This is a genomic window from Nocardioides sp. Leaf307, assembly GCF_001423135.1.
Lineage (GTDB): Bacteria > Actinomycetota > Actinomycetes > Propionibacteriales > Nocardioidaceae > Nocardioides > Nocardioides kribbensis.
Map to the genome: position 1 here is coordinate 570,211 of NZ_LMNY01000002.1, position 26,635 is coordinate 596,845.

Below are 26,635 nucleotides of genomic sequence, written 5' to 3' on the forward strand. Positions count from 1 at the left end.
GCCAGCCCGGGGATAACCCGTTGCCGACGCCCGGGTCCGACCACCACCATGGTCGGACCCGGGCGTCGCGCGTCGAGCGCCGCCCACCGTCGAGAGGAGCGTGACATGTCGATGACTGTCGCCGGCCTGCCCGCAGACCAGATCCCTCCTCACGACGGAGCACCCACCACCCATGCCCCACCAGCCCGACACCTCCTCCCCCGCCTCCTCTGCGCCCTCTGACGCACCGCTCGCCGCGTCCCACGACGCGCCTGACCACCGGCCGTCCGATGCCGCCCCCGACCCGGCGTTCACGTTCGCCTTCCGCGCCTACGACGAGCCCGACCCCGACGACCCCGGCCGGCGCTGGTCGACCTGGTCGAGCGTCGAGCCGCTCTCGCGGGGCCCCGAGCCCCGCCCGCCCTGGGTCGTGACCTCCCAGGGCGCGGTCGACACCGACCTGGGCATCGTGAAGACCGGCAAGGAGGCCGACGTCTTCCTGCTCGACCGCACCGACCCCGCCTTCCCCGACGACGGGGTGGTGATGGCCGCGAAGCGCTACCGCGGCAGCGAGCACCGCACCTTCCACCGCGCGGCGACCTACACCGAGGGCCGCAGCACCAGGCGCTCGCGCGACCAGCGGGCGCTCAAGCGCAAGAGCACCTGGGGCCGCCAGGTCGCCGCAGCCGAGTGGGCGGTCTCGGAGTGGAGCGCCCTCGTGCGCTGCTGGCGCCTCGGCCTGCCGGTGCCCTACCCCGTGCAGGTCGACGGCACCGAGCTGCTCATGGAGTGGATCACCGTCGAGGGGCCCGACGGGCCGGAGACCGCGCCCCGGCTGGCCGCCACCCGTCCCGCGCCCGGCCTGCTGGCGGCCTACTTCGAGCAGCTGCGCGAGGCGATGGCCACGATGGTCCAGGACGGCCTGGTGCACGGCGACCTGTCGCCCTACAACGTCCTGGCCGCCGCGGAGCGTCTCGTCGTGATCGACCTGCCGCAGGTCGTCGACCTCGTCGGCAACGCCCAGGGCTTCGACTTCCTGCTGCGCGACTGCACGAACATGTGCACGTGGTTCCGGGCGCGCGGTCTCGACGTCGACGCCCAGGACCTCTTCGGCGACCTCGTGGCCCACGCCTTCTGAGCCGGCAGTAGCGTGGCCGGGCCCCTCCCCCTCCGTCCCACCTCCGCCCCCTCACCGCACCGAGGAGCCCGGCCTTGCTGCTCTACGACGCCGTCCGGCGCCGCCGCGACACCCGACGCGAGTTCACCGGCGAGCCGGTGGATCCCGAGGTGCTGGAGCGGGTGCTCTCGGCGGCGCACTGCGCCCCCAGCGTGGGGATGTCGCAGCCGTGGGACTTCGTGCTCGTGCGGGAGCCGGCGACGCTGGCGACCTTCCGCGACCACGTCCGCGCCGAGCGGGCGCGGTTCGCGGCCACGCTCGAGGGCGAGCGGGCCGAGACGTTCGCCGCGATCACGGTCGAGGGCGTGGTGGAGTCGGGGCTGGGCGTCGTCGTCGGCTACGACCCGCGCCGCGCGGGGCCCTCGGTGCTGGGCCGCCACACCATCGCCGACACCGGGCTCTACTCGGTGTGCCTGGCCATCGAGAACCTCTGGCTGGCCGCCACCGCGGAGGGGCTCGGCGTCGGCTGGGTGAGCTTCTACCGCGAGGAGGTCCTGGGCGAGCTGGTCGGCTTCCCCGCCCACGTCAGGCCGGTGGCCTGGCTCTGCGTGGGTCGGGTCGAGGACCTACCCGACGTGCCCGACCTCGAGCGCCACGGCTGGCGCCACCGCTCCCCCCTCGCCTCGGTGCTCCACGACGAGCGCTGGACCCCACGACCGGACGCCGCGGGTCCGGGCACCCCCGGACCGGGCACCGGGTCGGGCACCGCGTGAGGCGCCACCGCGGGCGGGTCGTCGACCTCGGCAGCCTCGACGAGCTCGACGCGCGCCTGGCCGCCGGCACCACCTCGCTGTCGGGCTGGCGCGTGCGCGGCATCGACCTGAGCGAGCGCGGGGAGGCCGTGCTGGGCTGCCGCGTCGCCGGCGCGCTCTTCCTGGGGTGCACCTTCGCCCCCGGCGACGCCGAGCGCCTCGGCGCGGCGGGCGCGCTGGTGCTGCCCGCGCTGGCCGACGTGCCGCTCGACGTCTACCGCGCCGGGCTCTACACCGCCGCCGACCTCTACGACGCCGCGCGCTACGCCGACAGCCTCGACGCCCGCGCCTACGCGTGGTCGCAGCAGCGCGGCGGGCCCGACGACTCGCTGGCCAAGGCCCTGCACGACCACGCGATCGACGAGGCCCTCACCTCGTGGGTCGCCGGCCGGCGCCTCGTCGGGGTCATGGGCGGCCACGCGCTGCAGCGCGGCCAGGCCGGGTACGCCGACGCCGCGCGGCTGGGTCGGCTGCTCGGCGCGGGAGGCCTGACCGTGGCCACCGGGGGCGGGCCGGGCGCGATGGAGGCGGCCAACCTCGGCGCGCGGCTGTCGGGGCGCCCGGAGGCCGAGCTCGACGCGGCGCTCGCGCGGCTGGCCGGCGTGGCGTCGTACCGGCCCTCGGTGCAGGCGTGGGCCGAGGCCGCCCTCGAGGTCGCGGCCGGCCCCGACCCGGTGGAGACCCTCGGCATCCCGACCTGGCACTACGGCCACGAGCCGCCCAACGTGCTGGCCACCGCGATCGCGAAGTACGTGCGCAACGCCACCCGCGAGGCGGTGCTGCTGGAGGTCTGCGACGGGGGCATCGTCTTCCTGCCCGGCGCCGCGGGCACGGTGCAGGAGGTCTTCCAGGACGCCTGCGAGAACTACTACGCCGACGAGTCGTCGGTGGCCCCCATGGTGCTCGTGGGTCGGCACCACTGGACCGAGGAGCTGCCCGCGTGGCCGCTGCTGGAGTCGCTGGCCCGGGGCCGCACGATGCCGGTGGCGCTGGTCGACAGCGTCGAGGAGGCGGCAGCCGTGGTGCTCAGCCGGCCATCCGGTCGCCGCTGAGCCCGACCTGCCGGGGAGCCGCCGGCGCGGCCCCGGAGCGGTGGGCCACCACCTCGCGGTAGTGGGTCAGCAGCGACTCGTTGACGGCGCGCCACGACCGGCCGGCGACGCTCTCGCGCGCCGCGCGGGCCATCTGCTGGCGCAGGGCGGCGTCGGTGAGGCGCTCGACGTAGGCGGCCAGGTCGTCGGCGTCGCCCGGCACGTAGAGGAACCCCGAGACCACGTCGGTGACCACGTCGACGGGTCCCCCCGAGCGGGGCGCGACCACGGGCACCCCGGCGGCGAGGGCCTCCTGCGCCGACTGGCAGTAGGTCTCGTGACGCCCGGTGTGCACGAAGACGTCGAGCGAGGCGTAGAGACGGCTGAGGTCGTCGCCGTGCAGCACGCCGAGGAAGTGCGCGCCGGGCAGCAGCTCGCGCAGGCGGCCCTCCTCGGGCCCCCCGCCGACGACCACGAGGGCGTAGCGCGGGTCGTCGGCCAGGCGGGCGAGCAGGTGCAGCTCCTTCTCCGGGGCCAGCCGGCCGACGTAGCCGACCACGAGCCGCCCGTCGGGGCTGAGCCCCCGCCGCAGGTCGGCCGAGCGCCACCGCGGGTGGAAGGCGTCGAGGTCGACACCGCGCGGCCACAGGGCGGTGCGGGGCACGGCGAGGGCCTCGAGCTGCGCCAGGCTGGCCCGCGACGGCGCCAGGGTCCGGTCGGCCCGGGTGTGGATGCGGCGGGTCAGGCGGGCCATCGCGCGCGTGCCGCCGGCGATGCCGTAGCGCTCGGCGAAGCCGACCAGGTCGGTCTGGTAGATCGCCACCGTCGGCACGCCCAGCTCGTCGGCGGCCCGCACGGCCTGGTGGCCCAGGGTCGCGGGCGAGGCGACGTGGACGACGTCGGGCCGGAAGCGCAGCATCACCGCACGCAGCCGGCGCCGGGTCTCGAGGCCGATCCGGAAGTCGCGGTAGAAGGGCAGGGTCGCGCCCCGCGCCAGCGTCACCGGGAAGCCGGCGTAGGACGACGGGCCGGTCGGGGCGACCAGCTCGGCCTCGTGGCCCTCCGCCGCGAGGTGCTCCAGCACCCGCCGCACGGAGTTGGTGACGCCGTTGACCTGCGGCAGGAACGACTCCGCCACCACGAGCACCCGCAGAGGGCGGTCGGTGGCACCGCCGGGTGGCAGGGACCCGGGTCGCAGGGACCCGGGTCGCAGGGGGACCGCCGCGTGGTCGCGACCACCCTGGGCGGTCCGGGAGGTCGGGGCGGGTCGCAGCTGCAGGAGCCTCGTCACGCCTCGGACGCTAGGGAGCGCCGGGCAACGGCCCGGGCCGACGGGGTGACCGGCACGTGAACCGTGCGTGCCCGTCGGTCTCCTACGCGCGCGCTCCCGGCGCACCCGCGGCGCCCGGCGGCCCCGGCGGTGCCGTCAGGGGCACGGCGTAGGAGCGCTCCTGGCCGTGGGGCACGAAGCCGACGCGCCGCAGGATCGGGCCGGAGGTCTCGACGCGTCCCTTGACCAGGGCCATGCGGGCGTCGTGGGCCAGCGCGTAGACGAGCCGCTCGGCGAGGAGGGTGCGGTAGAGCCCACGGCCGCGCTCGGAGGCGACGACCGCGCCGCCCCAGAGGCGGGCCACGCCGTCGACGACGGTGAGGCCGGCGCTGGCGACCGGTCGGTCGCCGAGGTAGGCGACGACGGCGCCGCCGGCACCGGCGGCCAGGTCGTCGCCCGCGCGCGCGACGTAGGCCTCGACCTCGGGCAGCGAGGGGGTGCTGCCGCCGAACACCTCGGCGCCGACGGCGAAGGAGTCCTGGGCGGTGGCGACGTCGACGGTCCAGCGGAGCTCGACCTCCGCCGACGGGGGCTGACCCAGGTCGGGAGGCGGACCGGCGAGGTCGAGGGCCATGACGTCGAGGGTCTCCTCGAGCACACCGCCGCGTGCGAGCAGCACGTCGGCCACAGCGTCGGCCGCGCCGAGCCTGGCCCAGCAGACCACCTGCTCGACGACACCGGGCACCGCCTCGGCCCGCGCCGCGACGAGCGCGTCGTCGACGAGCGCCGCGACGTCCCGGTCCGGGTCCAGCGACACCAGCTCCAGGGGGTGCTCGAACCAGTCGGGGAAGCGCACGAGCTGCCATCCCTCGCCCCGGATGCGCCGGGCGTTGTCGGGCACCCACACCCACGCCGCCGCCGCCGCGGCCACGTCCTCGTGCGTCAGCGTCATGCTGCTCCCGGGCCTCGGAGGGTCACTCGGCGGCGGCCAGCTGACCGCAGGCGCCGTCGATCTCGCGCCCGCGGGTGTCGCGCACCGTGGTCGGGATGCCCTTGGCCTCAAGGCGACGCACGAACTCCCGCTCGTCGGCGGGGTCGGACGCGGTCCACTTCGATCCCGGCGTGGGGTTGAGCGGGATGAGGTTGACGTGCACCCAGCCCCAGTCGCCGTAGGAGCCGAGCACGTCGCCGAGCAGGTCGGCGCGCCAGGCCTGGTCGTTGATGCCGCGCATCATGGCGTACTCGATGGAGACGCGGCGCTTGGTCTGGCGGGCGTAGTCCCACGCCGCCTCGACGGTCTCGGCGACCGAGTAGCGGGTGTTGATCGGCACCAGCTCGTTGCGCAGCTCGTCGTCGGGGGCGTGCAGGCTCAGCGCGAGGGTCACCGGGATGCCCTCGGTGGTGAGCTGACGGATGCGGGGCACCAGGCCGACGGTGGAGACCGTCACGCCGCGCGCCGACATGCCGAGGCCGTCGGGCGCGGGGTCGGTGAGGCGCCGCACGGCGCCGATGACGGCCTTGTAGTTGGCCAGCGGCTCGCCCATGCCCATGAAGACCACGTTTGAGACGCGGCCGGGGCCGCCGGGCACCTCGCCGCGGGCCATCGAGCGCGCTCCCGCGACGACCTGCTCGACGATCTCGGCGGTGCTCATGTTGCGCTGCAGGCCGCCCTGCCCGGTCGCGCAGAAGGGGCAGGCCATGCCGCAGCCGGCCTGGCTCGAGACGCACACCGTGGCGCGGTCGGGGTAGCGCATGAGCACCGACTCGACCAGGGCGCCGTCGAAGAGCTTCCACAGCGTCTTGCGCGTGGTGCCCTTGTCGGCCTCCATCGTGCGCAGCGGCGTCATGAGGCTCGGCAGCAGCGTGGAGACGAGCTCGGCGCGCTGGGCGGCCGGCAGGTCGGTCATCTGCTCGGGGTCGTCGGCCAGGCGCGCGAAGTAGTGCGTCGAGAGCTGCTTGGCCCGGAAGCCGGGCAGCCCGTTGTCCTCCAGCAGCGTCTTGCGCTCCGCGGAGGTCAGGTCGGCGAGGTGGCGCGGCGGCTTCTTGCGGCCCCGCGGCTCCTCGAAGACCAGCGGCAGGGTGAGGGCACCCTCGGGAGCGCCGGCCGCGACGGCGCCGGCGGAGGCACCGGCGGCCGCAGGGGCCCCGGTGGTGCCGGCGGACGGTGCGGTGGCGGGGGTCGGGTCAGGGTTCTGGGACATCAGGGCACCGATTCTCCCACCCCGGCCCCGCCCGCGGCGAGTCCGCGGACGGCGGCCGGGCCGGCAGGTCAGCTCAGCGGCACCACGTCGGGCGCGCCGAGGCGGGCGGCGTCGGCCGTGGCGTCGTCGGGCATCTGCTGGCTCTCTCGCTCGGCCTCGACCCGCTTGCGGTAGTGCTCGATCTCCAGGGAGCGCTGCTCCTCGCTCCAGCCGAGCACGCCGCCGACGAGGTCGGCGACCTCCTCGGCCGCCCCGACGCCGCGGTCGAAGGTCTCGATCGAGAGCCGGATGCGGCGGGTGAGCACGTCGTCGAGGTGGCGGGCCCCCTCGTGGCTGGCGGCGTAGACCGCCTCCACGCGCAGGTAATCGGGCGCCGCGGCCAGCGGCTCGCCGAGGCCCGGGTCGGCCGCGACCAGGTCGAGCAGCTCGTGGACCAGCGAGCCGTAGCGCTTGAGCAGGTGCTCGATCCAGACCTCGTGCAGACCCGAGCGCTGGGCCAGCACGTGACGGGAGTTGAGCAGCGCGTGGTAACCCTCCGCGCCCAGGAGCGGGATCTTGTCGGTGACCGACTTCCCCACCACGCGGTCGAACTGCGAGGACAGCCCGAAGACGGCCTCGTCGACGGCGTCCTGGGCCATGATCCGGTACGTCGTGTACTTGCCGCCCGCGACCACGACCAGGCCGGGGGCCGGGTGGCCGACGGCGTGCTCGCGGGAGAGCTTGGAGGTGGCCTCCGACTCCCCCTCCAGCAGCGGGCGCAGCCCGGCGTAGACGCCCTCGACGTCGGAGCGGGTCAGCGGGGTCTCGAGCACGGCGTTGACGTGCTCGAGCAGGTAGTCGATGTCGGCCTCGCTGGCCGCGGGGTGGGCCTTGTCGAGGGCCCAGTCGGTGTCGGTGGTGCCGATGATCCAGTGGCGGCCCCACGGGATGACGAAGAGCACCGACTTCTCGGTGCGCAGGATCATCCCGACCTCGGAGCGGATGCGGTCCTTGGGCACGACGAGGTGGATGCCCTTGCTGGCGCGCACGTGGAACTGGCCGCGCTGGCCGCCCAGCGACTGGGTCTCGTCGGTCCACACGCCGGTGGCGTTGACGACCTGCTTGGCGCGGATCGTGACGGTGCGGTCGTTCTCGAGGTCGCGCACCACGGCGCCGGTGACCCGCTCCCCCTCGCGCAGCAGCTCCACGACGCGGGCGCGGGAGGCCACGTGGGCGCCGTAGGCCGCCGCGGTGCGGGCGATGAACATGGTGTGGCGGGCGTCGTCGACCTGGGCGTCGTAGTACTTCAGCGCGCCGACCAGGGCGTCCTTGCGCAGCGACGGCACCAGCTTGCGGGCGCCGCGTCGGGTGAGGTGCTGGTGCAGCGGCACGCCCGCCCGCCCGGAGATGCGGCTCATGGCGTCGTAGAGCGCGACGCCGGAGCCGGCGTAGAGCCGCTCCCAGCCGCGGTGCTGGAGCGGGTAGAGGAAGGCCACGGGGTGCACGAGGTGCGGGGCGAGCTCCTGCAGCAGCAGGCCGCGCTCCTTGAGCGCCTCGGCGACGAGGCGGAAGTCGAGCATCTCCAGGTAGCGCAGGCCACCGTGGACCAGCTTGCTGGAGCGGCTCGAGGTGCCGGAGGCGAAGTCGCGGGCCTCGACCAGTCCCACCTTCAGCCCGCGGGTGGCGGCGTCGAGCGCGCTGCCCGCGCCGACCACCCCACCGCCGATGACCAGGATGTCCAGCTCCTCGGAGGCCATGGCCTCCAGGGACTGCTCGCGCAGCTCGGGTGACAGGGCGACGGACCTCATCAGGGTGTCCTCTCGACGGTGGGGCGGGTGCGGTACGACGGGTGGTGCCGGCGGTGCCTGGGCTGCGTGGTGCCGGGGTGGAGCGGGCCCGGGCCGGCCGGTCAGGCGGCGACCGGCCGGGCCGGGGTCGACGTCACTCCACGTCGACCCAGTCCAGCGTGCGCTCGACCGCCTTCTTCCACTGGGTGTAACCCGCCTGGCGACGCTCCTCATCCCACTGTGGCGACCATCTCCTCGCCTCGTTCCAGTTCTCGCGCAGCTCGTCGGTGTTGTTCCAGAACCCGACGGCCAGACCGGCGGCGTAGGCGGCACCGAGCGCCGTGGTCTCGGCCACGACCGGTCGGCTGACCTCGACGCCGAGCACGTCGGCCTGGATCTGCATGCACAGCTCGTTGGCGGTCACCCCGCCGTCGACCTTGAGCACCTCCAGGGTGACGCCGGAGTCCTTCTCCATGGCCTCCGCGACGTCGCGCGACTGGTAGCAGATCGACTCCAGCGTGGCGCGCGCCAGGTGGGCGTTGGTGTTGAAGCGCGAGAGCCCCACGATGGCGCCGCGCGCGTCGGAGCGCCAGTAGGGCGCGAAGAGACCCGAGAAGGCCGGCACGAAGTAGACCCCGCCGTTGTCGTCGACCTGGCGGGCCAGCGACTCGCTCTGGGCGGCGCCGGAGATGATCCCGAGCTGGTCGCGCAGCCACTGCACCGCCGAGCCGGTCACCGCGATGGAGCCCTCGAGGGCGTAGACGGTGTCCTGGTCGCCGAACTTGTAGCAGACCGTGGTGAGCAGGCCCGACTTCGACCGCACCAGCTCGGTGCCGGTGTTGAGGAGCATGAAGTTGCCGGTGCCGTAGGTGTTCTTGGCCTCGCCGGGGGCGAAGCAGACCTGGCCCACCGTGGCGGCCTGCTGGTCGCCGAGGATGCCGGTGAGGGGCACCTCGCCGCGCAGCGGGCCGTTGGCCCGGGTGGTGCCGTAGCCGCCGGGCTCGGAGGAGGAGCGGATCTCGGGCAGCATCTGGCGCGGGATGTCGAAGAGGGCCAGCAGCTCGTCGTCCCACTGCAGGGTCTCGAGGTCCATCAGCATGGTGCGGCTGGCGTTCGTCGGCTCGGTGACGTGCACGCCGCCGTCGGTGCCGCCGGTGAGGTTCCAGATCAGCCAGGAGTCGGTGTTGCCGAAGATCGCGTCGCCGGCCTCCGCGGCCTCGCGGACCCCGTCGACGTTCTCCAGGATCCACTGGATCTTGCCGCCGGAGAAGTACGTCGCGGGCGGCAGGCCCGCCCGCTCGCGGATCAGGTCGCCGTGGCCGTCGCGCTCGAGCTTGCTGGCGATCCGGTCGGTGCGGGTGTCCTGCCACACGATGGCGTTGTAGTAGGGCCGCCCGGTCCTGCGGTTCCACACCACGGTGGTCTCGCGCTGGTTGGTGATGCCGAGCGCGCAGAGGTCCTCGGCGGTGAGCTTGGCCTTGCCGAGCCCGGTCTCGATGACCGAGCGGGTGCGCTCCCAGATCTCCACCGGGTCGTGCTCCACCCAGCCGGCCTGCGGCAGGATCTGCTCGTGCTCGAGCTGGTGGCGGGCCACCTCGTTGCCGCCGTGGTCGAAGATCATGAAGCGGGTGCTGGTGGTGCCCTGGTCGACGGCTCCGACGTACTCGGCCATGCGTGCCTCCTGGTGTGGGTGGGTGCTGCTGGTGCTGGGGGTGGTGCTGGGGGTGGTGCTGGGGGTGGTGCCGGGGGTGGTGCCGGGGCCGGTGACGGGCCCGGTCACTGGTTGGGCCGGGGCTCGCTGACCGCCTCGTCCTGGGCGCCGTCGGCGGGGTCCTCGGTGAGGTGGTTCTCGATGAGCAGCTTGAAGAGCGCGCCGCCGATGAGGCCGCCGATGATCGGGGCGATGATCGGCAACCAGAAGTAGAGGTCGCCGTTCTGGTCGTTGAGCGCCCCGCCGTAGCCGGTCATGAGCGAGGCCAAACGCGGCCCGAGGTCGCGGGCGGGGTTGATGGCGTAGCCGGCATTGGCGCCGAAGGCCATGCCGATGGCGACCACGAGCAGGCCGACCACGACCGGTCCGAGGTTGGCCAGGGGCGGGTTGTTCCACGCCGTGGTGAGGGCGAAGATCACGAAGACGAGGATCGCGGTGCCGACGACCTGGTCGAGGAAGGCCGTGGGGATGCTGACGCCCGCGCCGCCGTTGCCGGGCAGCGTGGAGAAGATGCCCTGGGTCTTGATGGTGTGGTCGGGGTCGACGGTCGCGATGAGGTCGGCGTAGGTGGCGCGCACGATGAGTGCCGCGACGAAGGCGCCGAGGAGCTGGGCGAGGGAGTAGGGCAGCACCTTGCGCCAGGAGAAGCCCTTGAACGCCGCGAGCGCGATGGTGACCGCGGGGTTGAGGTGGGCGCCCGACAGGCGGGCGGCGACGTAGACGCCCAGCGTGACGCCGAGGCCCCAGGCCCAGGCGATCGAGTCGTGGTCGCCGAGGCTGCCGTCGGCGCTGGTCGACACCTGGGCGACCACGCCCGTGCCGAACAGGATCAGGATCATCGTGCCGGCGAACTCTGCACAGAGCTCGCCGACCAGGGGGTTCTTCGTGGACCGCAACTGTCTCTCCTCCCGGACGCGCCGTGCTCCTCCGGGACTCGGGGGTGGCGCCGGTCACAGCCAACACGAGACGCGCGTCACAGGCGAGGCCCGTCGTTCGACATCGTCGAACGTGCGTTCGTCGATGTCGAACACCTACGATCGACCGATGGCCACCATCCAGTCCATCGAGCGGGCCGCGGCCGTGCTCCACGTGCTCGGCGCGGTGCACGAGCCGGTGGCTCTCGGGGAGCTCTCCCGGCTGCTCGACCTGCCCAAGCCCACGGTGCACGGGATCGTGCGCACCCTGTGCGAGGTCGGCTTCGTGACCCAGGAGCCCGACACCGGCCGCTACGCCCTGGGCTCGGGCCTGGCCACCCTGGGCGAGGGGCTCGATCCCCACCTGCTGCGCTCGCGCGCCGTCAACTGGGCCGACGGGCTCGCGGCCCGCACCGGCATGGAGGTCGAGCTGGGCGTGCTGACCGGGCGCACCGTCGAGCTCGTGCACCACGTCTTCCGCCCCGACGGCTCGCCCCAGCGCCTGCGCGTCGGTGAGCTGCAGCCGCTGGCCACCAGCGCCCTCGGACTCGTGCTGCTCGCCTTCTCCCCCGCGGTGAGCGCCTCCGCGGCCCGCGAGGCCGGCGACCCGACCCCCCGGGTCTCGCTCGCCCGCGCGGTGCAGCTGGCCCGCCGCCAGGGATGGGCCTGCGTCGACAGCACGCTGCGCCCCGGTGTCGCCACCCTCGCGGCTCCCCTGCGCCGCCACCTGGGGCACAGGCTCGGGGTGGGGGTGGGCGCGCTCGGCGTCAGCGGACCGCGCGACCGCGTCCTCGGGCCGTCCGGCGAGCCCCGCGACGACCTGGTCACGCAGGTCGTCGCCGCCGCCCACGCCGTCTCCTCGACCCTGCAGGAGCGGCTGTGAGCGCGTCGTACGTCGCCTCGATCGACCAGGGCACCACCTCCACGCGGTGCCTGCTCTTCGACCACGCGGGGCGGATGGTCTCGGTCGCGCAGCACGAGCACCACCAGCACTACCCCCGGCCCGGCTGGGCCGAGCACGACGCGGCCGAGATCTGGGCCAACACGCTGCGGGTGCTGCCCGAGGCCCTGGCGCTCGCAGGGCTCCAGCCCTCCGACGTGGCCGCGGTGGGCATCGCCAACCAGCGCGAGACCACGGTGGTCTGGGACCGCGCCACCGGTCGACCGGTCGCACCCGCCATCACCTGGCAGGACACCCGCACCGCCGACCTGGTCGCCGAGCTCGGCCGCAGCGCCGCCGCGCCGCTCTTCGAGGAGGTCTGCGGGCTGACACCGGCCGGCTACTTCGCCGCACCCCGGCTGCGGTGGCTGCTCGACCACGTGCCGGGCCTGCAGCGCCGGGCCCGGCTCGGCGAGGTCGCCTTCGGCACCATGGAGTCCTGGCTGATCTGGAACCTCACCGGCGGCCCCGACGGGGGCGTCCACGTCACCGACGTCACCAACGCCAGCCGCACCATGCTGATGGACATCCACACCCTGCAGTGGGACCAGCGCCTGCTCGACGCCCTCGACGTGCCGGCGGCGATGCTGCCCGAGATCCGCCCCAACGCCCAGGTCTACGGCACCTGCACGGTCGGGCTGCCGGGTGTCGTCATCGGCGGCGCCTTCGGCGACCAGCAGGCCGCGCTCTTCGGGCAGACCTGCTTCGACGAGGGCGAGGCCAAGTGCACCTACGGCACCGGCGCCTTCCTGCTGATGAACACCGGCGCCAGCGTCACGCCCTCCACGCACGGCCTGCTCTCGACGGTCGCCTACGCCCTCGAGGGAGAGAGGCCCGTCTACGCCACCGAGGGTTCGATCGCCGTGGCCGGGGCGCTGGTGCAGTGGTTCCGCGACTCGCTGGAGATGATCTCCTCGGCCCCCGAGATCGAGACCCTCGCACGTCGCGTGGAGGACAACGGCGGGTGCTACATCGTGCCGGCCTTCGCCGGCCTCTTCGCCCCCCGCTGGCAGGCCGACGCTCGCGGCGTCGTCGTGGGCCTCACGTCCTACGTCACCCGCGGTCACCTCGCCCGGGCCGTGCTCGAGGCCACCGCCTGGCAGACCTGCGAGGTGGTGGAGGCCGTCGACCTCGACACCTCGCTGACCCTGTCGCGGCTGCGGGTCGACGGCGGCATGACCGCCAACCACCTGCTGATGCAGACGGTCGCCGACGTGCTCGACGTGCCGGTCGAGCGGCCGCTGGTGGCCGAGTCGGTCTCGCTCGGGGCGGCCTACGCCGCCGGCCTGGCCGTCGGCTTCTGGCCCGACCTCGACGTCCTGCGCGGCACGTGGCGCCGCGCGGCGCTGTGGGAGCCGTCGATGAGCCCGGTCGTGCGCCGTCGGGAGCGGGCCGCCTGGGACCGCGCGGTGCAGCGCACCCTGCACTGGGTCGTCGACGAGGACCCCGACGCCGCGGCGCCCGGCTGAGCGGGTCGCCCGGCCAGCCCGGTCAGCCGCGGGCCACCAGGATCCAGAGCACGAGGCCGCCGACGCCCAGCACGACCACGGCCGTCGAGACCAGGCCGAGCGCCATGTAGCGGCCGAACCGCCGGGTGCGCGGCACGACGAGCAGCACCGCGGGCACGAGCAGCGCCACGAGCACGTAGGGGAAGAGCCGCTCCGCGGTGTCGTAGGCGACCATCGCGTTGAGCACCGCGCCGTAGACGCCCGGCACCAGGATGAGGAAGAGCAGCCCGGTGAAGAAGCCGGACAGCGCGGTGAACGTCGGGTGGTCACGGTGCCACCAGCTCGGGCCCCCGCCGGCGCCCTCGTCCTCCTGGGCGGCCTCGTCGGCCCTGCTGCTCCCGCCCGGCTCGGGCGGTTCGACCTCCGAGGTCCGGGCGCGGCTCGCCTCCGCGGTCGCGGGCTCGTGCGACGGGTCCGGCGTCGTCGCGACGGGCCGGTCGGGGGTCGTGTCCATGGGAGGCAATATCTCACCTGCGGGCCCGCGCGGGCCGCTCACCGCGCCCGCGGGCCCCGGCGCGGGTCGTCGACACGGATCACGTCGGGCATGCCCAGCCGCTCCCACCGGTCGAGGTCGGGCGCCTCGCCGCGCAGGTGCGCCGCGACCAGGGTCCACGCCGTGCCGTGGCCCACGAGCACGACCTCGTCCCCGTCGTGGTCGGCGAGCACGGCGTCGACGGCCCGCACGACCCGCTCCCGGCAGGCCGCGAGCGGCTCCCAGCCCGGGTGGGCCGACTCGTCGGGGGCGGCGAAGGCACGACGTACGACCGCCGGGAAGTCCTCGAGCCACTGCGTCGACTCCCGCACGTGCTCGCGCAGCCCGTCGAGCACGGAGACCTCGCCGTCGGTCAACAGCTGGGCGGTCCCGACCGCCTTCGGCTCGGGCGAGCTGAGCCATGCCGCCCGCCGCGGCAGCCGACCCGACTCGCGCAGCGCCCAGACCTCGTCGAAGCCCGCCGGGTCCAGGCCCCACGTGTGGGGCGGGCGTCCCGGCTCGACCAGCGGGCGCGCGTGACGCACGAGGTGGACGGCCACGGCAGGGTCCGGCTCAGAAGACGGCGTAGTGCAGCAGCAGCCAGATCGGCGCGGCCGTGGCGAGCAGGGAGTCGAGACGGTCCATGAGGCCGCCGTGCCCCGGGATGACCTGGCTCATGTCCTTGATGCCGAGGTCGCGCTTGATGACCGACTCGCACAGGTCACCGAGGGTGGCCATCACGACGGTGATCAGGCCGAGGGCCACGCCGACCCACCAGTCGCCGTCGAGCAGCCACACCACGAGGGCCGTGCCGCCGGCGACGGTGGCGACCGCCGACCCCGCGAAGCCCTCCCAGGACTTCTTCGGGGAGATGACCGGCGCCATCGGGTGTCGCCCGAAGAGCACACCGCCGACGTAGCCACCGGTGTCGGAGGCGATGGTGACCAGGATGAAGACGATGACCGCCAGCACGCCGTCGTTGTCGAGGCCGGCGCCGCTCGAGCCGCCCTCGGCGAGCAGCAGCGCGACGAACGAGCCGAGGAACGGCACGTAGACCAGGGTGAAGACCGACGCCGTGGCGTTCATGACGTAGCCGTCGATGCCCCGGCGCAGCAGCCACAGCATGATCACCAGCGCGGCGACCGCGGTGGCGGTGACGAGGGCCGAGGCGCCGAAGAAGTAGGCGACGGCCACCATCGTGGCGCCACCCACCATGAGCGGCTGCTCGGGCAGGTCGATGCCCTTGGCGCCGAAGCCACGGTGCAGCTCCCAGATCGCCACCACGACGGCGGCGACCACGATGACCATGAAGGCCGCCTTGTAGAACAGCAGCGACGCGGCGATCGCCGCGAGCAGGACGAAGGCCGAGGCGAACGCGGCAGGCAGGTCACGCCCGGCGCGACCGTGGTCCTTGACCGGTGGGGTCGCGCCGGGGGTGGTGTCCGGGGAGGTGTCTGTCATCGAGTCGGTGGTGGGAGGTCTCAGACCTCCAGCAGCTCCGCTTCCTTGTTCTTGAGCATCTCGTCGATCGCGTCGGTGTGCTTCTTGGTGGTGCCGTCGAGGCGCTTCTCGGCCCCGGTGACGTCGTCCTTGCCGACCTCGCCGTCCTTCTCGAGCTTCTCGAGGTTCTGCTTCGCGGTGCGACGCAGGTTGCGCACCGCGACCCGGCCGTCCTCGGCCTTGCCGCGCGCGACCTTGATGTACTCCTTGCGGCGCTCCTCGGTGAGCTCGGGGAACACGCAGCGCAGCACCTTGCCGTCGTTGGAGGGGTTGACGCCCAGGTCGGAGTCGCGGATCGCGCGCTCGACGTTGTTCATCGCACCCATGTCGTAGGGCTGGATCAGGATGACCCGCGCCTCGGGGGCGGTGAAGCTGGCCAGCTGCTGCAGCGGGGTCGGCGAGCCGTAGTAGTCGACCACGATCTTGTTGAACATGCTGGGGTGGGCCCGGCCGGCGCGGATCGCGGCGAACTCCTCGCGCGTCGACTCCACCGACTTGCTCATCTTGCTGTCGGCCTCGTTGAGGATGTCGTTGATCACCGAAGGGGCTCCTTGTGTCGTCGCGGACTGCTGCGGGCGGGGCGGGCGCTCAGCCCGCGCTCACCCGCGTGCCGATCTTCTCACCCTGCACGACGCGCAGGATGTTGCCCTCGGGCTCCATGCCGAAGACGATCATGGGCAGCTTGTTCTCCCCGCACAGGGCGAACGCCGTCTGGTCCATGATCCGCAGGCCCTGCGAGATGGCCTCGTCGTAGGTCAGCTCGTCGTACTTGGTCGCGGTGGGGTCGAGGTGGGGGTCGGCGGAGTAGACGCCGTCGACCCCGCTCTTGGCCACCAGCACCACGTCGCAGCGGCTCTCCAGCGCGCGCTGCACGGCCACGGTGTCGGTGGAGAAGAAGGGCATGCCCATGCCGGCGCCGAAGATGACGACGCGGCCCTTCTCCATGTGGCGGATCGCGCGGCGCGGCACGTAGGGCTCGGCGACCTGACCCATGGTGATGGCGGTCTGCACCCGGGTCTCGACGCCGATCTTCTCCAGGAAGTCCTGCAGCGCCAGGCAGTTCATGACGATCCCGAGCATGCCCATGTAGTCGGCCCGCACACGGTCCATGCCCCGCTGCTGGAGCTCGGCGCCGCGGAAGAAGTTGCCGCCGCCGGTGACGACGGCGATCTGCACGCCCGCCTCGGCCACGGCGGCGATCTCCTTGGCGATGCCCTGCACCACGTCGGGGTCGATGCCGACGTTGCCGCCGCCGAACACCTCGCCGGAGAGCTTGAGGAGCACACGCTTGTATCCGGTCACGGACGGTCCCTTCGAGAGCGGGTCGGGGGGTGCACAGCGAGGAGGCCGGCGGCGATGATCAGGGTCTGAGTCATCGTCGGCCGGCCTCCTCGTCGAGCGTGTGGCGCCAACCTAGTGGATGACGCCGGAACGGGTCGTGGCGATCAGGCCCCGACCTCGAAGCGGGCGAAGCGCTTCAGCGTGGTGCCGGCCTCGTCCAGGACGGCCTTGACCGACTTCTTGTTCTCGGTGACCGAGGGCTGCTCGAGCAGCACGACGTCCTTGAAGAAGCCGTTGAGGCGACCCTCGGTGATCTTGGCGATGGCCTGCTCCGGCTTGCCCTCCTCGCGCGAGGTCGCCTCGGCGATCTCGCGCTCCTTGGCGACGACGTCGGCGGGGACCTCGTCGCGGGTGAGGTACTGCGGGCGCATGGCGGCGACCTGCATGGCGGCACCCTTGGCGGCGGTCTCGTCACCGTCGTACTCGACGAGGACGCCCACGGCCGGCGGGAGGTCGGCGGCACGCTTGTGCATGTAGACCACGACGGGGCCCTCGAAGTAGGCCACACGACCCAGCTCGATCTTCTCGCCGATGGAGACGGCCAGGTCGTCCACGACCTCGCCGACGGTCTTGCCGTCGAGCGGGACGGCCTTGAGCGCCTCGGCGTCGACGGCCTTGGCCTGGTCGGCGGCGTCGGCGATGCGCTGGGCGGCGGAGACGAAGGCGTCGCCCTTGGCGACGAAGTCGGTCTCGCAGCGCAGCTCGACGAGGGCACCACCGGAGGTGGCGACCAGGCCGGCGGTGGCCTCGCGCTCGGCGGCGCGCTCGGCCATCTTCTTGCCACCCTTGATGCGCAGGATCTCGACGGCCTTGTCGAAGTCGCCCTCGGCCTCGGTCAGCGCCTTCTTGCAGTCCATCATGCCGGCGCCGCTGGTCTCGCGGAGCTTCTTGACGTCCGCGGCGGAGATGTTCGCCATGTGCTTCGTCCCTCGGTTCTGTGTGAGTGGGAGGTGTCCGGGCGTGCCACCGTCCGCGAGCGTCGCTCGCGGACGGTGGTCACGGCTGGAGCAGGATCAGGCCTTGGCCTCGTCGGCCGCGGGGGCCTCGGCGGTCTCGGTCTCGGCGGGGGCCTCGGCGGCCGGCTCGGCCGACGCGGCGACCTCGGCGGACTCGGCGCCCTCGGAGGACGCACCGGTCGCCTCGGAGGCCGGGGCCTCCGCGGTGGCGTCGGAGGCGGTGGCGGTCTCGGCGGCCTTCTCGGCGTCGCCGGCCAGGAGCTCGCGCTCCCACTCGGCCAGCGGCTCCTCGGCGGTGGCGCTCTCGGACCCGGTCTTGGCGCCGGAGCGGGCGATGAGGCCCTCGGCCACGGCGTCGGCGACCACGCGGGTCAGCAGACCGACGGCGCGGATGGCGTCGTCGTTGCCCGGGATCGGGAAGTCGACCTCGTCGGGGTCGCAGTTGGTGTCCAGGATGCCGATGATCGGGATCCGGAGCTTGCGGGCCTCCTCGACGGCGAGGTGCTCCTTCTTGGTGTCGACGATCCACACGGCCGACGGGGTGCGACCCATCTCGCGGATGCCGCCCAGGGTCTTCTCGAGCTTGTCGCGCTCCCGCTTCATCTGCAGGAGCTCCTTCTTGGTGCGACCGGAGCCCGCGACGTTGTCGAAGTCGAGCTCGTCGAGCTCCTTGAGACGGTTGATCCGCTGGTGCACCGTCTGGAAGTTGGTGAGCATGCCGCCCAGCCACCGCTGGTTGACGTAGGGCATCCCGACGCGGGTCGCCTGCTCGGCGATCGCCTCCTGGGCCTGCTTCTTGGTGCCCACGAACATCACGGTGCCGCCCTTCGAGACGGTCTCCTTGATGAAGGCGTAGGAGCGGTCGATGTAGGCCAGCGACTGCTGCAGGTCGATGATGTAGATGCCGTTGCGCTCGGTCATGATGAAGCGCTTCATCTTGGGGTTCCAGCGACGGGTCTGGTGCCCGAAGTGGACGCCGCTCTCGAGGAGCTGGCGCATGGTGACGACTGCCATGGTGTGGTTTCTCCTGTGTGGCCGCGAGCCCGTGCGTGCGTCCTTGCCCTCCGCCCGGGGGCGGGGAGGACGCACCGGCGCTCGAGGCCGGTCGTGTTCTCGGTTGTTCGCCCCCAGCGGGTGCTGGGAGCCCTGACGCCGGCGCGCGACCCGACCTGCGCAGTGGGAGCCACAGGACCGAGGGTCGTCGCCCACGGGAGACCGACCACCCCGGTGAGGGCGGTCGACGCGGTCTGCCGACGTGCGAAGTCGACCACTGCGGACATGCCGCACTGATCGCACTCTCCAGCCTACGCGCTGGCCGCCGCAGCAGCCCAATCCGACGACCCACGAGTCGCCCCCAGGCGGCGCGACGCCGCGCTCCCTCCACACCGTGCGCCCGCTTCTCCCCGGTCCACCCGACGGTCCTCGAGCCTGGGGTCATGCGCCGTCACCCGCCGACCCTCCCCGTCCGTGCCGTGCCGCCCCGGACCACCGGGACCGGCTCGGCCGGCCCGCCGGGTTCCGCTCGGGCACGGAGGCGGCTCCTGGCGGGCGCGGGACTCACGCTGGCGTCGCTGCTCGGCGTCGTCGCGCCGGCCAGCGCCGGGGACGACCCGGTGGGCACCTGGCCCCTGCTCCCGCCTCCGGAGGTGACGGCGCGCTTCGACGCGCCGGCCTCACCCTGGGCGCCGGGCCACCGAGGGGTCGACCTGCTCGGCCGGCCGGGCCAGGCGGTGAGGGCGGCCCTCCCGGGCACGGTCTCCTTCGCCGGCATCATCGCGGGCCGCGGCGTGGTCGTGGTCGACCACGGCGCCACCCGCACCACCTACGAGCCGGTGGCCGGGACCGCCGCGGTGGGCTCGACCGTCTCCGGCGGTGAGGAGATCGGGGCCCTGCAGGTCGGCGGCTCGCACTGCGCGCCCCGCTCCTGCCTGCACTGGGGGTGGATCGCGGATCCCGACACCTACCTCGACCCCCTGCGCCTGGTGGGGGCCGGGCCCGTGCGCCTCCTCCCCCTGGGGTCGGGCGGGGCGGCGGGAGCGGTCCGGCCGCGCCCGGCCGGTCCGGCGGCGACGTCGCCGGTGCCGTGGGCGCCCCCGCTCCCCCGGGGCGCATGGGTGGCCTGGGTCCCGTGGGCTCCGTGGCTGGGGCTGGTGGACCGAGGGGCCGAGGAGCCGAGGGGCTGACGCACGACCGGTGCTGTCGCCCCGGACGGCTCGACGACCCGTGACGCCGCGCGGGCAGTGGTGCTCACGGCCCGGGTGGCTCACGGCGCAGGCGCCACCCGGTGGGCCTAGGCGCGGGGGTGGGCCTGCTGGTAGGCCCGGCGCAGGCGGTCGGTCGTGACGTGCGTGTAGAGCTGCGTCGTGGCCAGGGAGGCGTGGCCCAGCAGCTCCTGCACCGAGCGCAGGTCGGCGCCACCCTCGAGCAGGTGGGTCGCCGCGGTGTGACGCAGGCCGTGGGGTCCGATGTCGGGGGCTCCGGGCACGTCCCCGATGCGTCGGTGCACGAGGGTCCGCACGGCGCGCTGGTCGATGCGACCACCCCTGACGCCGACGAACAGCGCAGGGCCCGACCCGGCGCGCACGAGGGCCGGTCGCCCGTGCCGGACCCAGAAGTCGACCGCGCGGGCGGCGGGCCGGCCGAAGGGGACCGTGCGCTCCTTGCGGCCCTTGCCGAGCACCCGCACGACGTTGCGCTCGCGGTCGACGTCGTCGACGTCGAGGCCGACGAGCTCGCCGACCCGGACGCCCGTGGCGTAGAGCAGCTCGAGCATCGCGACGTCGCGCAGGCCCACGGGGCTGCCGTCGTCGGCCAGCTCGCTCGCGGCCCGGATCAGGTCGGCCGCCTCGTCGGCGCGCAGGACCGGGGGCAGGGTCCGGTGGGCCCGGGGGCTGGCGAGGCTGGCGCCGACGTCCTGGGGGGCCCGCCCGGTGCGGGCGAGCCAGGCGGTGAGCACGCGCGCAGCGGTCGCCCGGCGGGCGAGGGTCGTGCGGGAGAGTCCCATCGTCTGCTGCTTGGCCAGCCAGCTGCGCAGCGTGCGGAGGTCAAGGGTGCCGACGTCGGTGTGGCCGAGGCGACGGGCGTGCTCGAGGAGGCCGGCGACGTCGGCGAGGTAGGCGCGGACGCTGTGGGGGCTCAGGTCGCGCTCGACGGCGAGGTGCCGCTCGTAGTCGGCCAGGACGCGGCTCATCTCCGGCGGCAGCGTGTCGGTGGGCTCGGTGGGCTCGGTGGGCTCGGTGGGCTCGGCCGACCGCCCGTCGTCAGCCGGCCCACCCGTGCCCGGCGACGCGGCGACGGCGGCTGCCCTGTCGTCCGGCGCCGGGGTGCTCATCCGGCGATGCTAGGCCGGGCGGGCCTGCTCAGTCGTGAGCCAGGGCGGCGAGCCGCCAGCCCTCCTCACCGTGCTCCACGAGCCCCGCGCGGTGCAGGCGGCTCAGGGCCGACTGCACCTCGAGGAGCCCGAGCCCCGCGGCCCGGGCCACGGAGTCGGCGGGCGCGGCGCGCGCGACCGGCACACCGTCGAGGACCTGCTGGTCGCGCCGGCTGAGGCGGTCGCGACGGCGCACCGGGCCGCGGGGCTCCTCGACCAGGTGCTCGCCGCTGGCTCCCACGAGCTCGAGGACGTCGGCCCCGCCCGTCACCAGTGCCGCGGCACCGGAGCGCAGGAGCTGGTGGACGCCCTGCGACGGCGCGCTGGTCACGGGTCCCGGCACCCCCATCACGACCCGGTGGAGCCGGCCGGCCCAGTTGGCGGTGTTGAGGGCGCCGCTGCGGGCGGCCGCCTCGACGACGACGGTGCCGCAGGTCAGCGCGGCGATGAGCCGGTTGCGGCTAAGGAAGCGGATGCGGGTGGGCGGCAATCCCGGTGCCGTCTCCGAGACCACCGCGCCGACGGCGGCGATGTGGTCCAGCAGGGTCGAGTGGGCGGCCGGGTAGCTCCGGTCGGCACCGCACGCGAGGACCGCCGCGGTCGGCGCACCCGAGGCGAGCGCCCCGCGGTGGGCCGCCTGGTCGATGCCGAAGGCCGCCCCCGAGACCGCGGTGAGCCCGGTGAGCGACACCCGGGCGGCGATGTCACGCGCGACGCTCTCGCCGTAGGTCGTCGACGAGCGCGAGCCCACCACCGCCACTCCCCCGGCGAGCTCGTCGAGACGCAGGGGCCCGCGCACCCACAGTCCGATCGGCACGCCGCCGCGGTCGTGGAGCGGGTCGGCCGACCGCAGGTCGTCGAGGCCCGCGGGCCACTCGGGGTCGCCCGGCACGACGAAGCGGATCCCCCGCTCCTCGGCCTGCACGAGCTCCCGCTCGGGATCGAGGGCCTCCAGCCGCTGCCCGACGTCGTCGAGCAGGCCGTGCAGGTCGTGCTGGGAGGTGAGGTGCTCGTGGACGGCGACGGGTCCGAGATCGGTGACCAGGGTGTTCATCCGCAGGTCGCCCGGCTCGGCGAGCCTGCTCAGCGCGACGCGGGCCAGCCGGTCGTCGAGCCCGACCCGTGGCGCCGACCCGGTGGGTCGCCGGCTCATCCGGCGCGCCGGAGCGTCGAGGACAGCAGCGGCTCGCCCCGACGCAGCCGCAGCGCCACCTCGACCTCGTCGAGCCCCGGTCGGGCCCGCTCGTCGGGCAGGAGGTCGAGGACGGTCCAGGCGAGGCGGTTGACCCTCACCGCACCGCGCCCGGTCAGCTGGCCGGCGTAGACCTGATCGTCGACCACCCGCTGGGCGTCGGCGTCCAACCGCCACCGGTCACGCAGCTGCGGGCCCGGGGTGTGGGCGTTGAGCCGCCAGCTGCACCCGGCGTAGCGGTCGGCCTGGCGGCGACGGGCCAGGGACACCCGGCGCCGCACCACCTCGGAGGGCTCGGCACGGCTGAACACGTCGCGCTGGTCGTGCGGGGCCAGGGGCTCGACGTAGCGCACGACGTCGATGCGGTCGGCGATGGGACCGGTGATGCGGGCGCGGTAGTCGCGACGCTTGCGCTCGGTGCACCCGCAGCTCATCGAGCCCGACCGCGGGGCGTACTCGCCGCAGGGGCAGGGGTTGCAGGCGAGCACCACCATGGCCCGCGCCGGCAGCGTGACCGACTCCTCGCGGCGCGCCACGGTGACGTCGCCGCTCTCGAGCGGCTGCCGTAGCGCGTCGATGACGTCGCTGTGGAAGAGCGGGAACTCGTCGAGGAACAGGACCCCGAGGTGGGTCCGGCTCAGCTCGCCGGGCCGCACCGCGCCGCTGCCGCCGCCGATCAGGCTGGCCTTGCTGGCGTCGTGGTGGGGGGCGCTGAAGGGAGGCCGGACCACCATGCCCGCGCCCGGCTCCAGCACCCCGGCCAGGGAGTGGATCGCGGTGAGCTCGAGGGACTCCGAGCCGGTGAGGTCGGGGAGGATGGTCGGGATGCGCTCGGCGATGCTGGTCTTGCCGGCCCCCTTGGGCCCCTCCAGCATCAGGTGGTGGCCACCCGCGGCGGCGACCTCGACGGCGAAGCGGGTGTCCTCGAGACCCAGCAGGTCGGCGAAGTCGCCCTCCTCGCGGCGCTCGTCGCCGCGCCAGGCGAGCAGACGGCTCCCGCTCGCCGAGGCCACCGGAGGCGCCCAGGGCACCTCGTCACCGCGGAGCTCGGCGACCACCTGACCCAGCGACCGCACCCCGAGGACCTCCATGTCGGGCACCATCGCGGCCTCGTGCGCCTGCGGCTCGGGCACGAAGACCCGGCGCACCCCCCGTGCCGCGGCCGCCAGCACCATCGGGAGGACCCCGTGCACGCCGCGCAGGTTGCCGTCGAGGGTGAGCTCGCCGATGAGCACGACCCCGTCGAGTGCGGCCTTCGGCACCGTGCCGTCGGCGGCGAGCACCGACACGGCGATGGCCAGGTCGAAGTGCGTCCCGCGCTTGAGCAGGTCGGCCGGGGACAGCAGGATCGTGATGCGCTTGGTGGAGGGCCACTCGAAGCCGCCGTTGATGACGGCCATGCGGCAGCGGTCGCGCGACTCGTTGAGCGAGGCGTCGGGTCGGCCGACGAGCGTGAGCCCCACCTGGCCGGGTGACACGTCGGTCTGGACGTCGATGAGGTGCCCCAGGGCGCCGTGCAAGGACACCGACCGCGCGGTCGCCGTGCTCATCAGACCAGCCCCCGCACGTGGTCGATCGTCGAGGCGCCCTGGCGGGGCCGCAGCACCGCCACCAGGTCGATGCGGAGCTCGACGCGCCCCAACCCCTGCTCCACCCGCCACGCCTCGCCGAGGCGCAGCAACCGGTCGAGCTTGGCGTCGGTGACCGCCTCGTGCGGCGTGCCACGGCCCAGGCTGCTGCGGGTCTTGACCTCGCAGACCACCAGGACGTCGACGTCGCGCAGGACGAGGTCGATCTCTCCTGCCGGGCAGCGCCAGTTGCGTGCGAGCACCGTCATCCCCTGCGCCACGAGGTGACGCTCGGCGAGCGCCTCGCCGTAGGCACCCAGGGCCTGTCGTGATCCTGCCGTCGTCGTCATGGGACCTCCTGGGAAGGAGGCTCCCCCGGATCGCCGGTGCGTGGGGTGCCGCTGCAGGAGGGTGTGGAGGACGTTCCGGTCGCGCGCGTCTGTGGACGACTCGTGGTCCGGCCCGGGCCGGACGTCGCGTCGGCTCAGCCGACGAGGCGCACGATGCTGGGCCCGAGGTCGGCGTCGTAGGCCACCGTGGGCGCCTGCGCGTCGACCGGGAGGGCCGCCTTGTCGAAGACGAAGACCTGGAGCGCCTTGACCGAGTTGCCGTTGATCGCCAGGCCGTTGGAGGCCGAGGCGGCGCTGCTCTGGGTCTCGTCGGTGAGGAAGCCGGGCACGAAGTCCAGGATCGGCTGGAAGCGCTTCTGGGCCCGGTCGGTGGCGTAGACCACCGGGAGCCACACGAGCCGGGGCGAGTCGACGACCTCCGGCGCCAGCATCGTGGCCGACACCCCCGTGCGGGTCAGCGAGTCGAGCGTGGCGCCGTTGCGCAGGAAACAGGAGAGCACGTCGTTGTTGAGCCGCACGCTGCCGACGACGAGGTCGCCGCGACCCGGGCAGGTGGTGGCGCCGTTGCGCACGTCGAGGCGCCCCGGCCTCGACCCCGTGCCGCTGACGAAGCCGTCGTAGAGGGCCGGGCCGTCGTTGCCGGTGTCGCCGAGGATGCAGTTGCGGCCGTCGAGGGGCTGGTTGTCCGGCACGGCTCCGCTGATCCAGGAGGAGCCGCTGCCGCACTCCTTGGTGACGGTCTGGCCCACGGCGAAGGAGTAGGGCACCAGCTGGTGGTCGAGCCCGCCGGCGATGTTGGCCGCGAGCCGTCGCTGCCCGGTGAGGCCGTCGCGCCGGGGGCTGTCGAGCTGGCCGAAGTTGCCGCGGTCCTGACCCACGCAGCCCACGGGCACCCCGGTCGGCGACGGCGCCGGCTCGGGTGTCGGGGTCGGCGTCGCCGTCGGGGACGAGCTCTGGGTGGGCGAGGGCCCGGCGCTCGGGGACGGGCTCGAGCTCGCCGTCGGGGTCGGGCTGGGGGTGGGGGTCGGCGAGGGCGACGGGCCGACCACCACGTAGTCGAGGTGGTTGGCGGAGATCTCCAGCCGGGCGTTGCCCTTCGCCTGGATCAGGGCGTAGACCCGCCACGTGCCCGGGGTGGCCGACACCTCGCCGCCCACGGTGAAGGTCGGCACGACCAGCGGGTTGGTCTTGCCGACGTCCTGGGCGGCGTAGTCGACGTAGGTGGAGCCGTCGGGTGAGTAGAACCGGATCGAGGCACGGTCGGTGTTGCTGGGGATGGAGTCGACCTGGAGCTGGGAGACGCTGAGCTGCTGCCCGACCGTGACGCTCAGGGTGCGGGGGCTGGTGATCCGGTGGGACCCCACCGGGATGCCGGGTGAGGCCACCGTGGTCGTGGTCGTGGTCGTGGTCGCGGTCGTGGTCGCGGTCGTGGTCGTGGCGCTCGGGCTCGCCGTCGCGGTCGGGCTGCCCGTGGCGCCTGCCGTGGCTGTGGGCGTCGGGCTGGGCGTCGGGCTGGGCGTCGGGCTGGGGGCGACGGTCGTGGTCGTGGTCGCGGCGAGCGAGTTGCCGCCGGTGGTGTCGGCGGCGGCCGGGCCGAGGGCGCACCCGTCGGGCAGCCAGAAGGGCACCATGTCGGCGGGCGACGGCAGCGGCGAGACCACCCTGACCGTCGCGACCCGCTGCACGTCGACGGCCGTCCGGCCGAGCACGCCGGCGAGGCCGAACTCGACGTGGGCGGCCGGCGCCACCACCTCCATCTGCACGCAGACGTCGGTGCAGGCCGTGCCGTCGGCGTGCTCGAAGGACACCTCTCCGTTGGCGCGCTGGCCGTCGAGCAGGGCCGACCCGGTGGCGACCGGCTGGCCGGGGGCGCGGTTGGCGTTGAGGTAACGGGCCGCGTCGGCCGCGATCGCCGCGGGCGCGGCCGCCGGCACCGACACCCTCATCGGCAGGCGCCACCCGGCGCTGGTCGCCGTGACGTCGGCCTGCTTCTGCACCGCGCGCCCCCGGGACCAGGCGTTGCCGAGGTCGACCGCGAGCGCGGACACCCCGAAGAGCACGACGGCCATCACGGCGATCATCACCGCCATGGCCCCGCCCTCGTCCCGCGTACGCCGGCAGCGCCCCGCCGCCCGGGGAGCGGCCGGGCGGGCGCACCACCCGGTCACGGGCACGCCTCGGGCTGGCGCGGCACGAACTCGACGCGCGCCTCGGCGGTGGCGTTGACCTCCCCGTCGTCGACGAAGGGCAGGATCGGCAGCTGCAGGTCGAAGCTGTCGAACTGCACCGTCACCGTGACCACGTCGCCCACCTGCACCTGGCTCGGCAGCGCGGTGGCGTAGCTGCGCCGCACGGTCGCGGTGGAGCCCGACCCGGTGAGGCCCTGGATGTCGGCGGCGACGGCGGTGCGGTAGGCGGCGCAGGTCGCGGGGTCGCCGACGGCCGCCATCCGGGCGGCGTTGCGGGCGATGTCGCTGCCGCCCTGCATGGCCCAGAAGTACAGGCCGTACTGGATGATCCCGAAGAGCAGCAGGAAGAGCACCGGCATGAGCAGGGCGAACTCGACGACGGTCGCGCCCCGCTCGGAGCGTTGCGGTGCCGCTCGCCTCGTGCCCACAGCCGGTCACCTCTCGGGAG

Annotated in this window: 25 protein-coding genes; 6 read left to right on the top strand and 19 right to left on the bottom strand. The window is 74.1% G+C overall.

Annotation, left to right across the window (positions count from 1 at the left end; translation table 11 throughout):
- The first annotated feature begins 172 nt into the window (after nt 1-172).
- The 3 genes from ASF50_RS11895 (at nt 173) to ASF50_RS11905 (ending at nt 2,960) form a co-directional block, all read left to right on the top strand.
- Entirely contained in the window at nt 173-1,117 is a 945-nt protein-coding gene (locus ASF50_RS11895) for a serine protein kinase RIO (protein ID WP_082503137.1), read from the top strand.
- A 74-nt stretch (nt 1,118-1,191) separates the two neighbouring features.
- Nucleotides 1,192-1,869 (top strand): 5,6-dimethylbenzimidazole synthase, encoded by a 678-nt coding sequence (bluB, locus tag ASF50_RS11900; protein WP_056904593.1) that lies wholly within the window; start codon nt 1,192-1,194, stop codon nt 1,867-1,869.
- Entirely contained in the window at nt 1,866-2,960 is a 1,095-nt protein-coding gene (locus tag ASF50_RS11905) for a hypothetical protein (protein ID WP_056904594.1), read from the top strand. The genes bluB and ASF50_RS11905 overlap by 4 nt, the downstream gene beginning before the upstream one ends.
- On the opposite strand, the gene ASF50_RS11910 is transcribed toward ASF50_RS11905, so the two are convergent.
- From ASF50_RS11910 to ASF50_RS11935, 6 genes are all read right to left on the bottom strand, one after another.
- Complete coding sequence (locus ASF50_RS11910; protein WP_235557654.1) at nt 2,935-4,230, bottom strand: glycosyltransferase family 4 protein; 1,296 nt, start codon at nt 4,228-4,230, stop codon at nt 2,935-2,937. The two genes, ASF50_RS11905 and ASF50_RS11910, sit on opposite strands and share 26 nt — an antisense overlap.
- An 82-nt stretch (nt 4,231-4,312) precedes the next feature.
- Nucleotides 4,313-5,161 carry a hypothetical protein gene (locus tag ASF50_RS11915; RefSeq protein WP_056904595.1) on the bottom strand — a complete coding sequence of 283 codons (849 nt, stop codon included), beginning with the start codon at nt 5,159-5,161 and terminating at the stop codon, nt 4,313-4,315.
- Nucleotides 5,162-5,183: 22 nt separating this feature from the next.
- Nucleotides 5,184-6,410: a 23S rRNA (adenine(2503)-C(2))-methyltransferase RlmN gene (gene rlmN, locus ASF50_RS11920; protein ID WP_235557655.1), complete on the bottom strand. Its 1,227-nt coding sequence runs from the start codon at nt 6,408-6,410 to the stop codon at nt 5,184-5,186.
- Nucleotides 6,411-6,478: 68 nt separating this feature from the next.
- A complete protein-coding gene (locus tag ASF50_RS11925; protein ID WP_056904596.1) occupies nt 6,479-8,197 on the bottom strand; it encodes a glycerol-3-phosphate dehydrogenase/oxidase in 1,719 nt (572 codons plus the stop codon).
- 133 nt (nt 8,198-8,330) lie between these two features.
- Complete coding sequence (glpK, locus tag ASF50_RS11930) at nt 8,331-9,848, bottom strand: glycerol kinase GlpK (RefSeq protein WP_056904990.1); 1,518 nt, start codon at nt 9,846-9,848, stop codon at nt 8,331-8,333.
- A 104-nt stretch (nt 9,849-9,952) separates the two neighbouring features.
- Nucleotides 9,953-10,783, bottom strand: coding sequence for an MIP/aquaporin family protein (locus tag ASF50_RS11935; protein ID WP_227489291.1), 831 nt, complete (start codon nt 10,781-10,783; stop codon nt 9,953-9,955).
- Nucleotides 10,784-10,931: 148 nt separating this feature from the next.
- Here ASF50_RS11935 and ASF50_RS11940 point away from each other — a divergent pair, with 148 nt between their 5' ends.
- Both ASF50_RS11940 and glpK (ASF50_RS11945) read left to right on the top strand, forming a co-directional pair.
- Nucleotides 10,932-11,684 (top strand): IclR family transcriptional regulator, encoded by a 753-nt coding sequence (locus ASF50_RS11940; RefSeq protein WP_056904597.1) that lies wholly within the window; start codon nt 10,932-10,934, stop codon nt 11,682-11,684.
- A complete protein-coding gene (glpK, locus tag ASF50_RS11945; protein ID WP_056904598.1) occupies nt 11,681-13,210 on the top strand; it encodes a glycerol kinase GlpK in 1,530 nt (509 codons plus the stop codon). The genes ASF50_RS11940 and glpK (ASF50_RS11945) overlap by 4 nt, the downstream gene beginning before the upstream one ends.
- A 22-nt stretch (nt 13,211-13,232) precedes the next feature.
- Here the strand turns inward: glpK (ASF50_RS11945) and ASF50_RS19480 are convergent, their stop codons facing one another.
- From ASF50_RS19480 to rpsB, 7 genes are all read right to left on the bottom strand, one after another.
- Nucleotides 13,233-13,703, bottom strand: a complete 471-nt coding sequence (locus ASF50_RS19480) for a hypothetical protein (protein ID WP_200920126.1) — start codon at nt 13,701-13,703, stop codon at nt 13,233-13,235.
- A 38-nt stretch (nt 13,704-13,741) separates the two neighbouring features.
- Entirely contained in the window at nt 13,742-14,281 is a 540-nt protein-coding gene (locus ASF50_RS11955; RefSeq protein ID WP_056904599.1) for a histidine phosphatase family protein, read from the bottom strand.
- Nucleotides 14,282-14,294: 13 nt separating this feature from the next.
- Entirely contained in the window at nt 14,295-15,182 is an 888-nt protein-coding gene (locus tag ASF50_RS11960) for a phosphatidate cytidylyltransferase (protein WP_056862387.1), read from the bottom strand.
- Between the two features lie 20 nt (nt 15,183-15,202).
- Nucleotides 15,203-15,757: a ribosome recycling factor gene (gene frr, locus ASF50_RS11965; RefSeq protein WP_200918953.1), complete on the bottom strand. Its 555-nt coding sequence runs from the start codon at nt 15,755-15,757 to the stop codon at nt 15,203-15,205.
- 52 nt (nt 15,758-15,809) lie between these two features.
- Entirely contained in the window at nt 15,810-16,523 is a 714-nt protein-coding gene (gene pyrH / locus ASF50_RS11970) for a UMP kinase (RefSeq protein WP_056904600.1), read from the bottom strand.
- Between the two features lie 143 nt (nt 16,524-16,666).
- A complete protein-coding gene (gene tsf, locus ASF50_RS11975) occupies nt 16,667-17,479 on the bottom strand; it encodes a translation elongation factor Ts (protein ID WP_056862384.1) in 813 nt (270 codons plus the stop codon).
- A 96-nt stretch (nt 17,480-17,575) separates the two neighbouring features.
- Nucleotides 17,576-18,532, bottom strand: coding sequence for a 30S ribosomal protein S2 (gene rpsB, locus ASF50_RS11980; RefSeq protein ID WP_056862383.1), 957 nt, complete (start codon nt 18,530-18,532; stop codon nt 17,576-17,578).
- Between the two features lie 599 nt (nt 18,533-19,131).
- Here rpsB and ASF50_RS18505 point away from each other — a divergent pair.
- A complete protein-coding gene (locus tag ASF50_RS18505; protein WP_235557656.1) occupies nt 19,132-19,701 on the top strand; it encodes a M23 family metallopeptidase in 570 nt (189 codons plus the stop codon).
- A 107-nt stretch (nt 19,702-19,808) separates the two neighbouring features.
- On the opposite strand, the gene ASF50_RS11990 is transcribed toward ASF50_RS18505, so the two are convergent.
- From ASF50_RS11990 to ASF50_RS12015, 6 genes are all read right to left on the bottom strand, one after another.
- A complete protein-coding gene (locus ASF50_RS11990; RefSeq protein WP_056904991.1) occupies nt 19,809-20,708 on the bottom strand; it encodes a tyrosine recombinase XerC in 900 nt (299 codons plus the stop codon).
- A 169-nt stretch (nt 20,709-20,877) separates the two neighbouring features.
- A complete protein-coding gene (gene dprA / locus ASF50_RS11995) occupies nt 20,878-22,041 on the bottom strand; it encodes a DNA-processing protein DprA (protein ID WP_056904601.1) in 1,164 nt (387 codons plus the stop codon).
- A complete protein-coding gene (locus ASF50_RS12000; protein WP_056862381.1) occupies nt 22,038-23,630 on the bottom strand; it encodes a YifB family Mg chelatase-like AAA ATPase in 1,593 nt (530 codons plus the stop codon). Before ASF50_RS12000 ends, dprA begins: the two co-directional genes overlap by 4 nt.
- Complete coding sequence (locus tag ASF50_RS12005; protein WP_056904602.1) at nt 23,630-23,998, bottom strand: YraN family protein; 369 nt, start codon at nt 23,996-23,998, stop codon at nt 23,630-23,632. The genes ASF50_RS12000 and ASF50_RS12005 overlap by 1 nt, the downstream gene beginning before the upstream one ends.
- Before the next feature lie 134 nt (nt 23,999-24,132).
- Entirely contained in the window at nt 24,133-26,088 is a 1,956-nt protein-coding gene (locus ASF50_RS12010) for a hypothetical protein (RefSeq protein WP_056904603.1), read from the bottom strand.
- Nucleotides 26,089-26,162: 74 nt separating this feature from the next.
- Nucleotides 26,163-26,615, bottom strand: a complete 453-nt coding sequence (locus ASF50_RS12015; RefSeq protein WP_056862378.1) for a TadE/TadG family type IV pilus assembly protein — start codon at nt 26,613-26,615, stop codon at nt 26,163-26,165.
- Nucleotides 26,616-26,635 lie beyond the last annotated feature (20 nt).

Bases quoted from the DNA above. Each gene is read 5' to 3' on its own strand.
- tsf (WP_056862384.1), bottom strand. From the start codon at position 17,479: ATGGCGAACATCTCCGCCGCGGACGTCAAGAAGCTCCGCGAGACCAGC.
- ASF50_RS11895 (WP_082503137.1), top strand. From the start codon at position 173: ATGCCCCACCAGCCCGACACCTCCTCCCCCGCCTCCTCTGCGCCCTCT.
- glpK (WP_056904990.1), bottom strand. From the start codon at position 9,848: ATGGCCGAGTACGTCGGAGCCGTCGACCAGGGCACCACCAGCACCCGC.
- ASF50_RS11960 (WP_056862387.1), bottom strand. From the start codon at position 15,182: ATGACAGACACCTCCCCGGACACCACCCCCGGCGCGACCCCACCGGTC.
- ASF50_RS12005 (WP_056904602.1), bottom strand. From the start codon at position 23,998: ATGACGACGACGGCAGGATCACGACAGGCCCTGGGTGCCTACGGCGAG.
- ASF50_RS11940 (WP_056904597.1), top strand. From the start codon at position 10,932: ATGGCCACCATCCAGTCCATCGAGCGGGCCGCGGCCGTGCTCCACGTG.
- ASF50_RS11925 (WP_056904596.1), bottom strand. From the start codon at position 8,197: ATGAGGTCCGTCGCCCTGTCACCCGAGCTGCGCGAGCAGTCCCTGGAG.
- dprA (WP_056904601.1), bottom strand. From the start codon at position 22,041: ATGAGCCGGCGACCCACCGGGTCGGCGCCACGGGTCGGGCTCGACGAC.
- ASF50_RS12010 (WP_056904603.1), bottom strand. From the start codon at position 26,088: ATGGCGGTGATGATCGCCGTGATGGCCGTCGTGCTCTTCGGGGTGTCC.
- ASF50_RS12000 (WP_056862381.1), bottom strand. From the start codon at position 23,630: ATGAGCACGGCGACCGCGCGGTCGGTGTCCTTGCACGGCGCCCTGGGG.
- rlmN (WP_235557655.1), bottom strand. From the start codon at position 6,410: ATGTCCCAGAACCCTGACCCGACCCCCGCCACCGCACCGTCCGCCGGC.
- ASF50_RS19480 (WP_200920126.1), bottom strand. From the start codon at position 13,703: ATGGACACGACCCCCGACCGGCCCGTCGCGACGACGCCGGACCCGTCG.
- ASF50_RS11990 (WP_056904991.1), bottom strand. From the start codon at position 20,708: ATGAGCCGCGTCCTGGCCGACTACGAGCGGCACCTCGCCGTCGAGCGC.
- ASF50_RS11915 (WP_056904595.1), bottom strand. From the start codon at position 5,161: ATGACGCTGACGCACGAGGACGTGGCCGCGGCGGCGGCGGCGTGGGTG.
- rpsB (WP_056862383.1), bottom strand. From the start codon at position 18,532: ATGGCAGTCGTCACCATGCGCCAGCTCCTCGAGAGCGGCGTCCACTTC.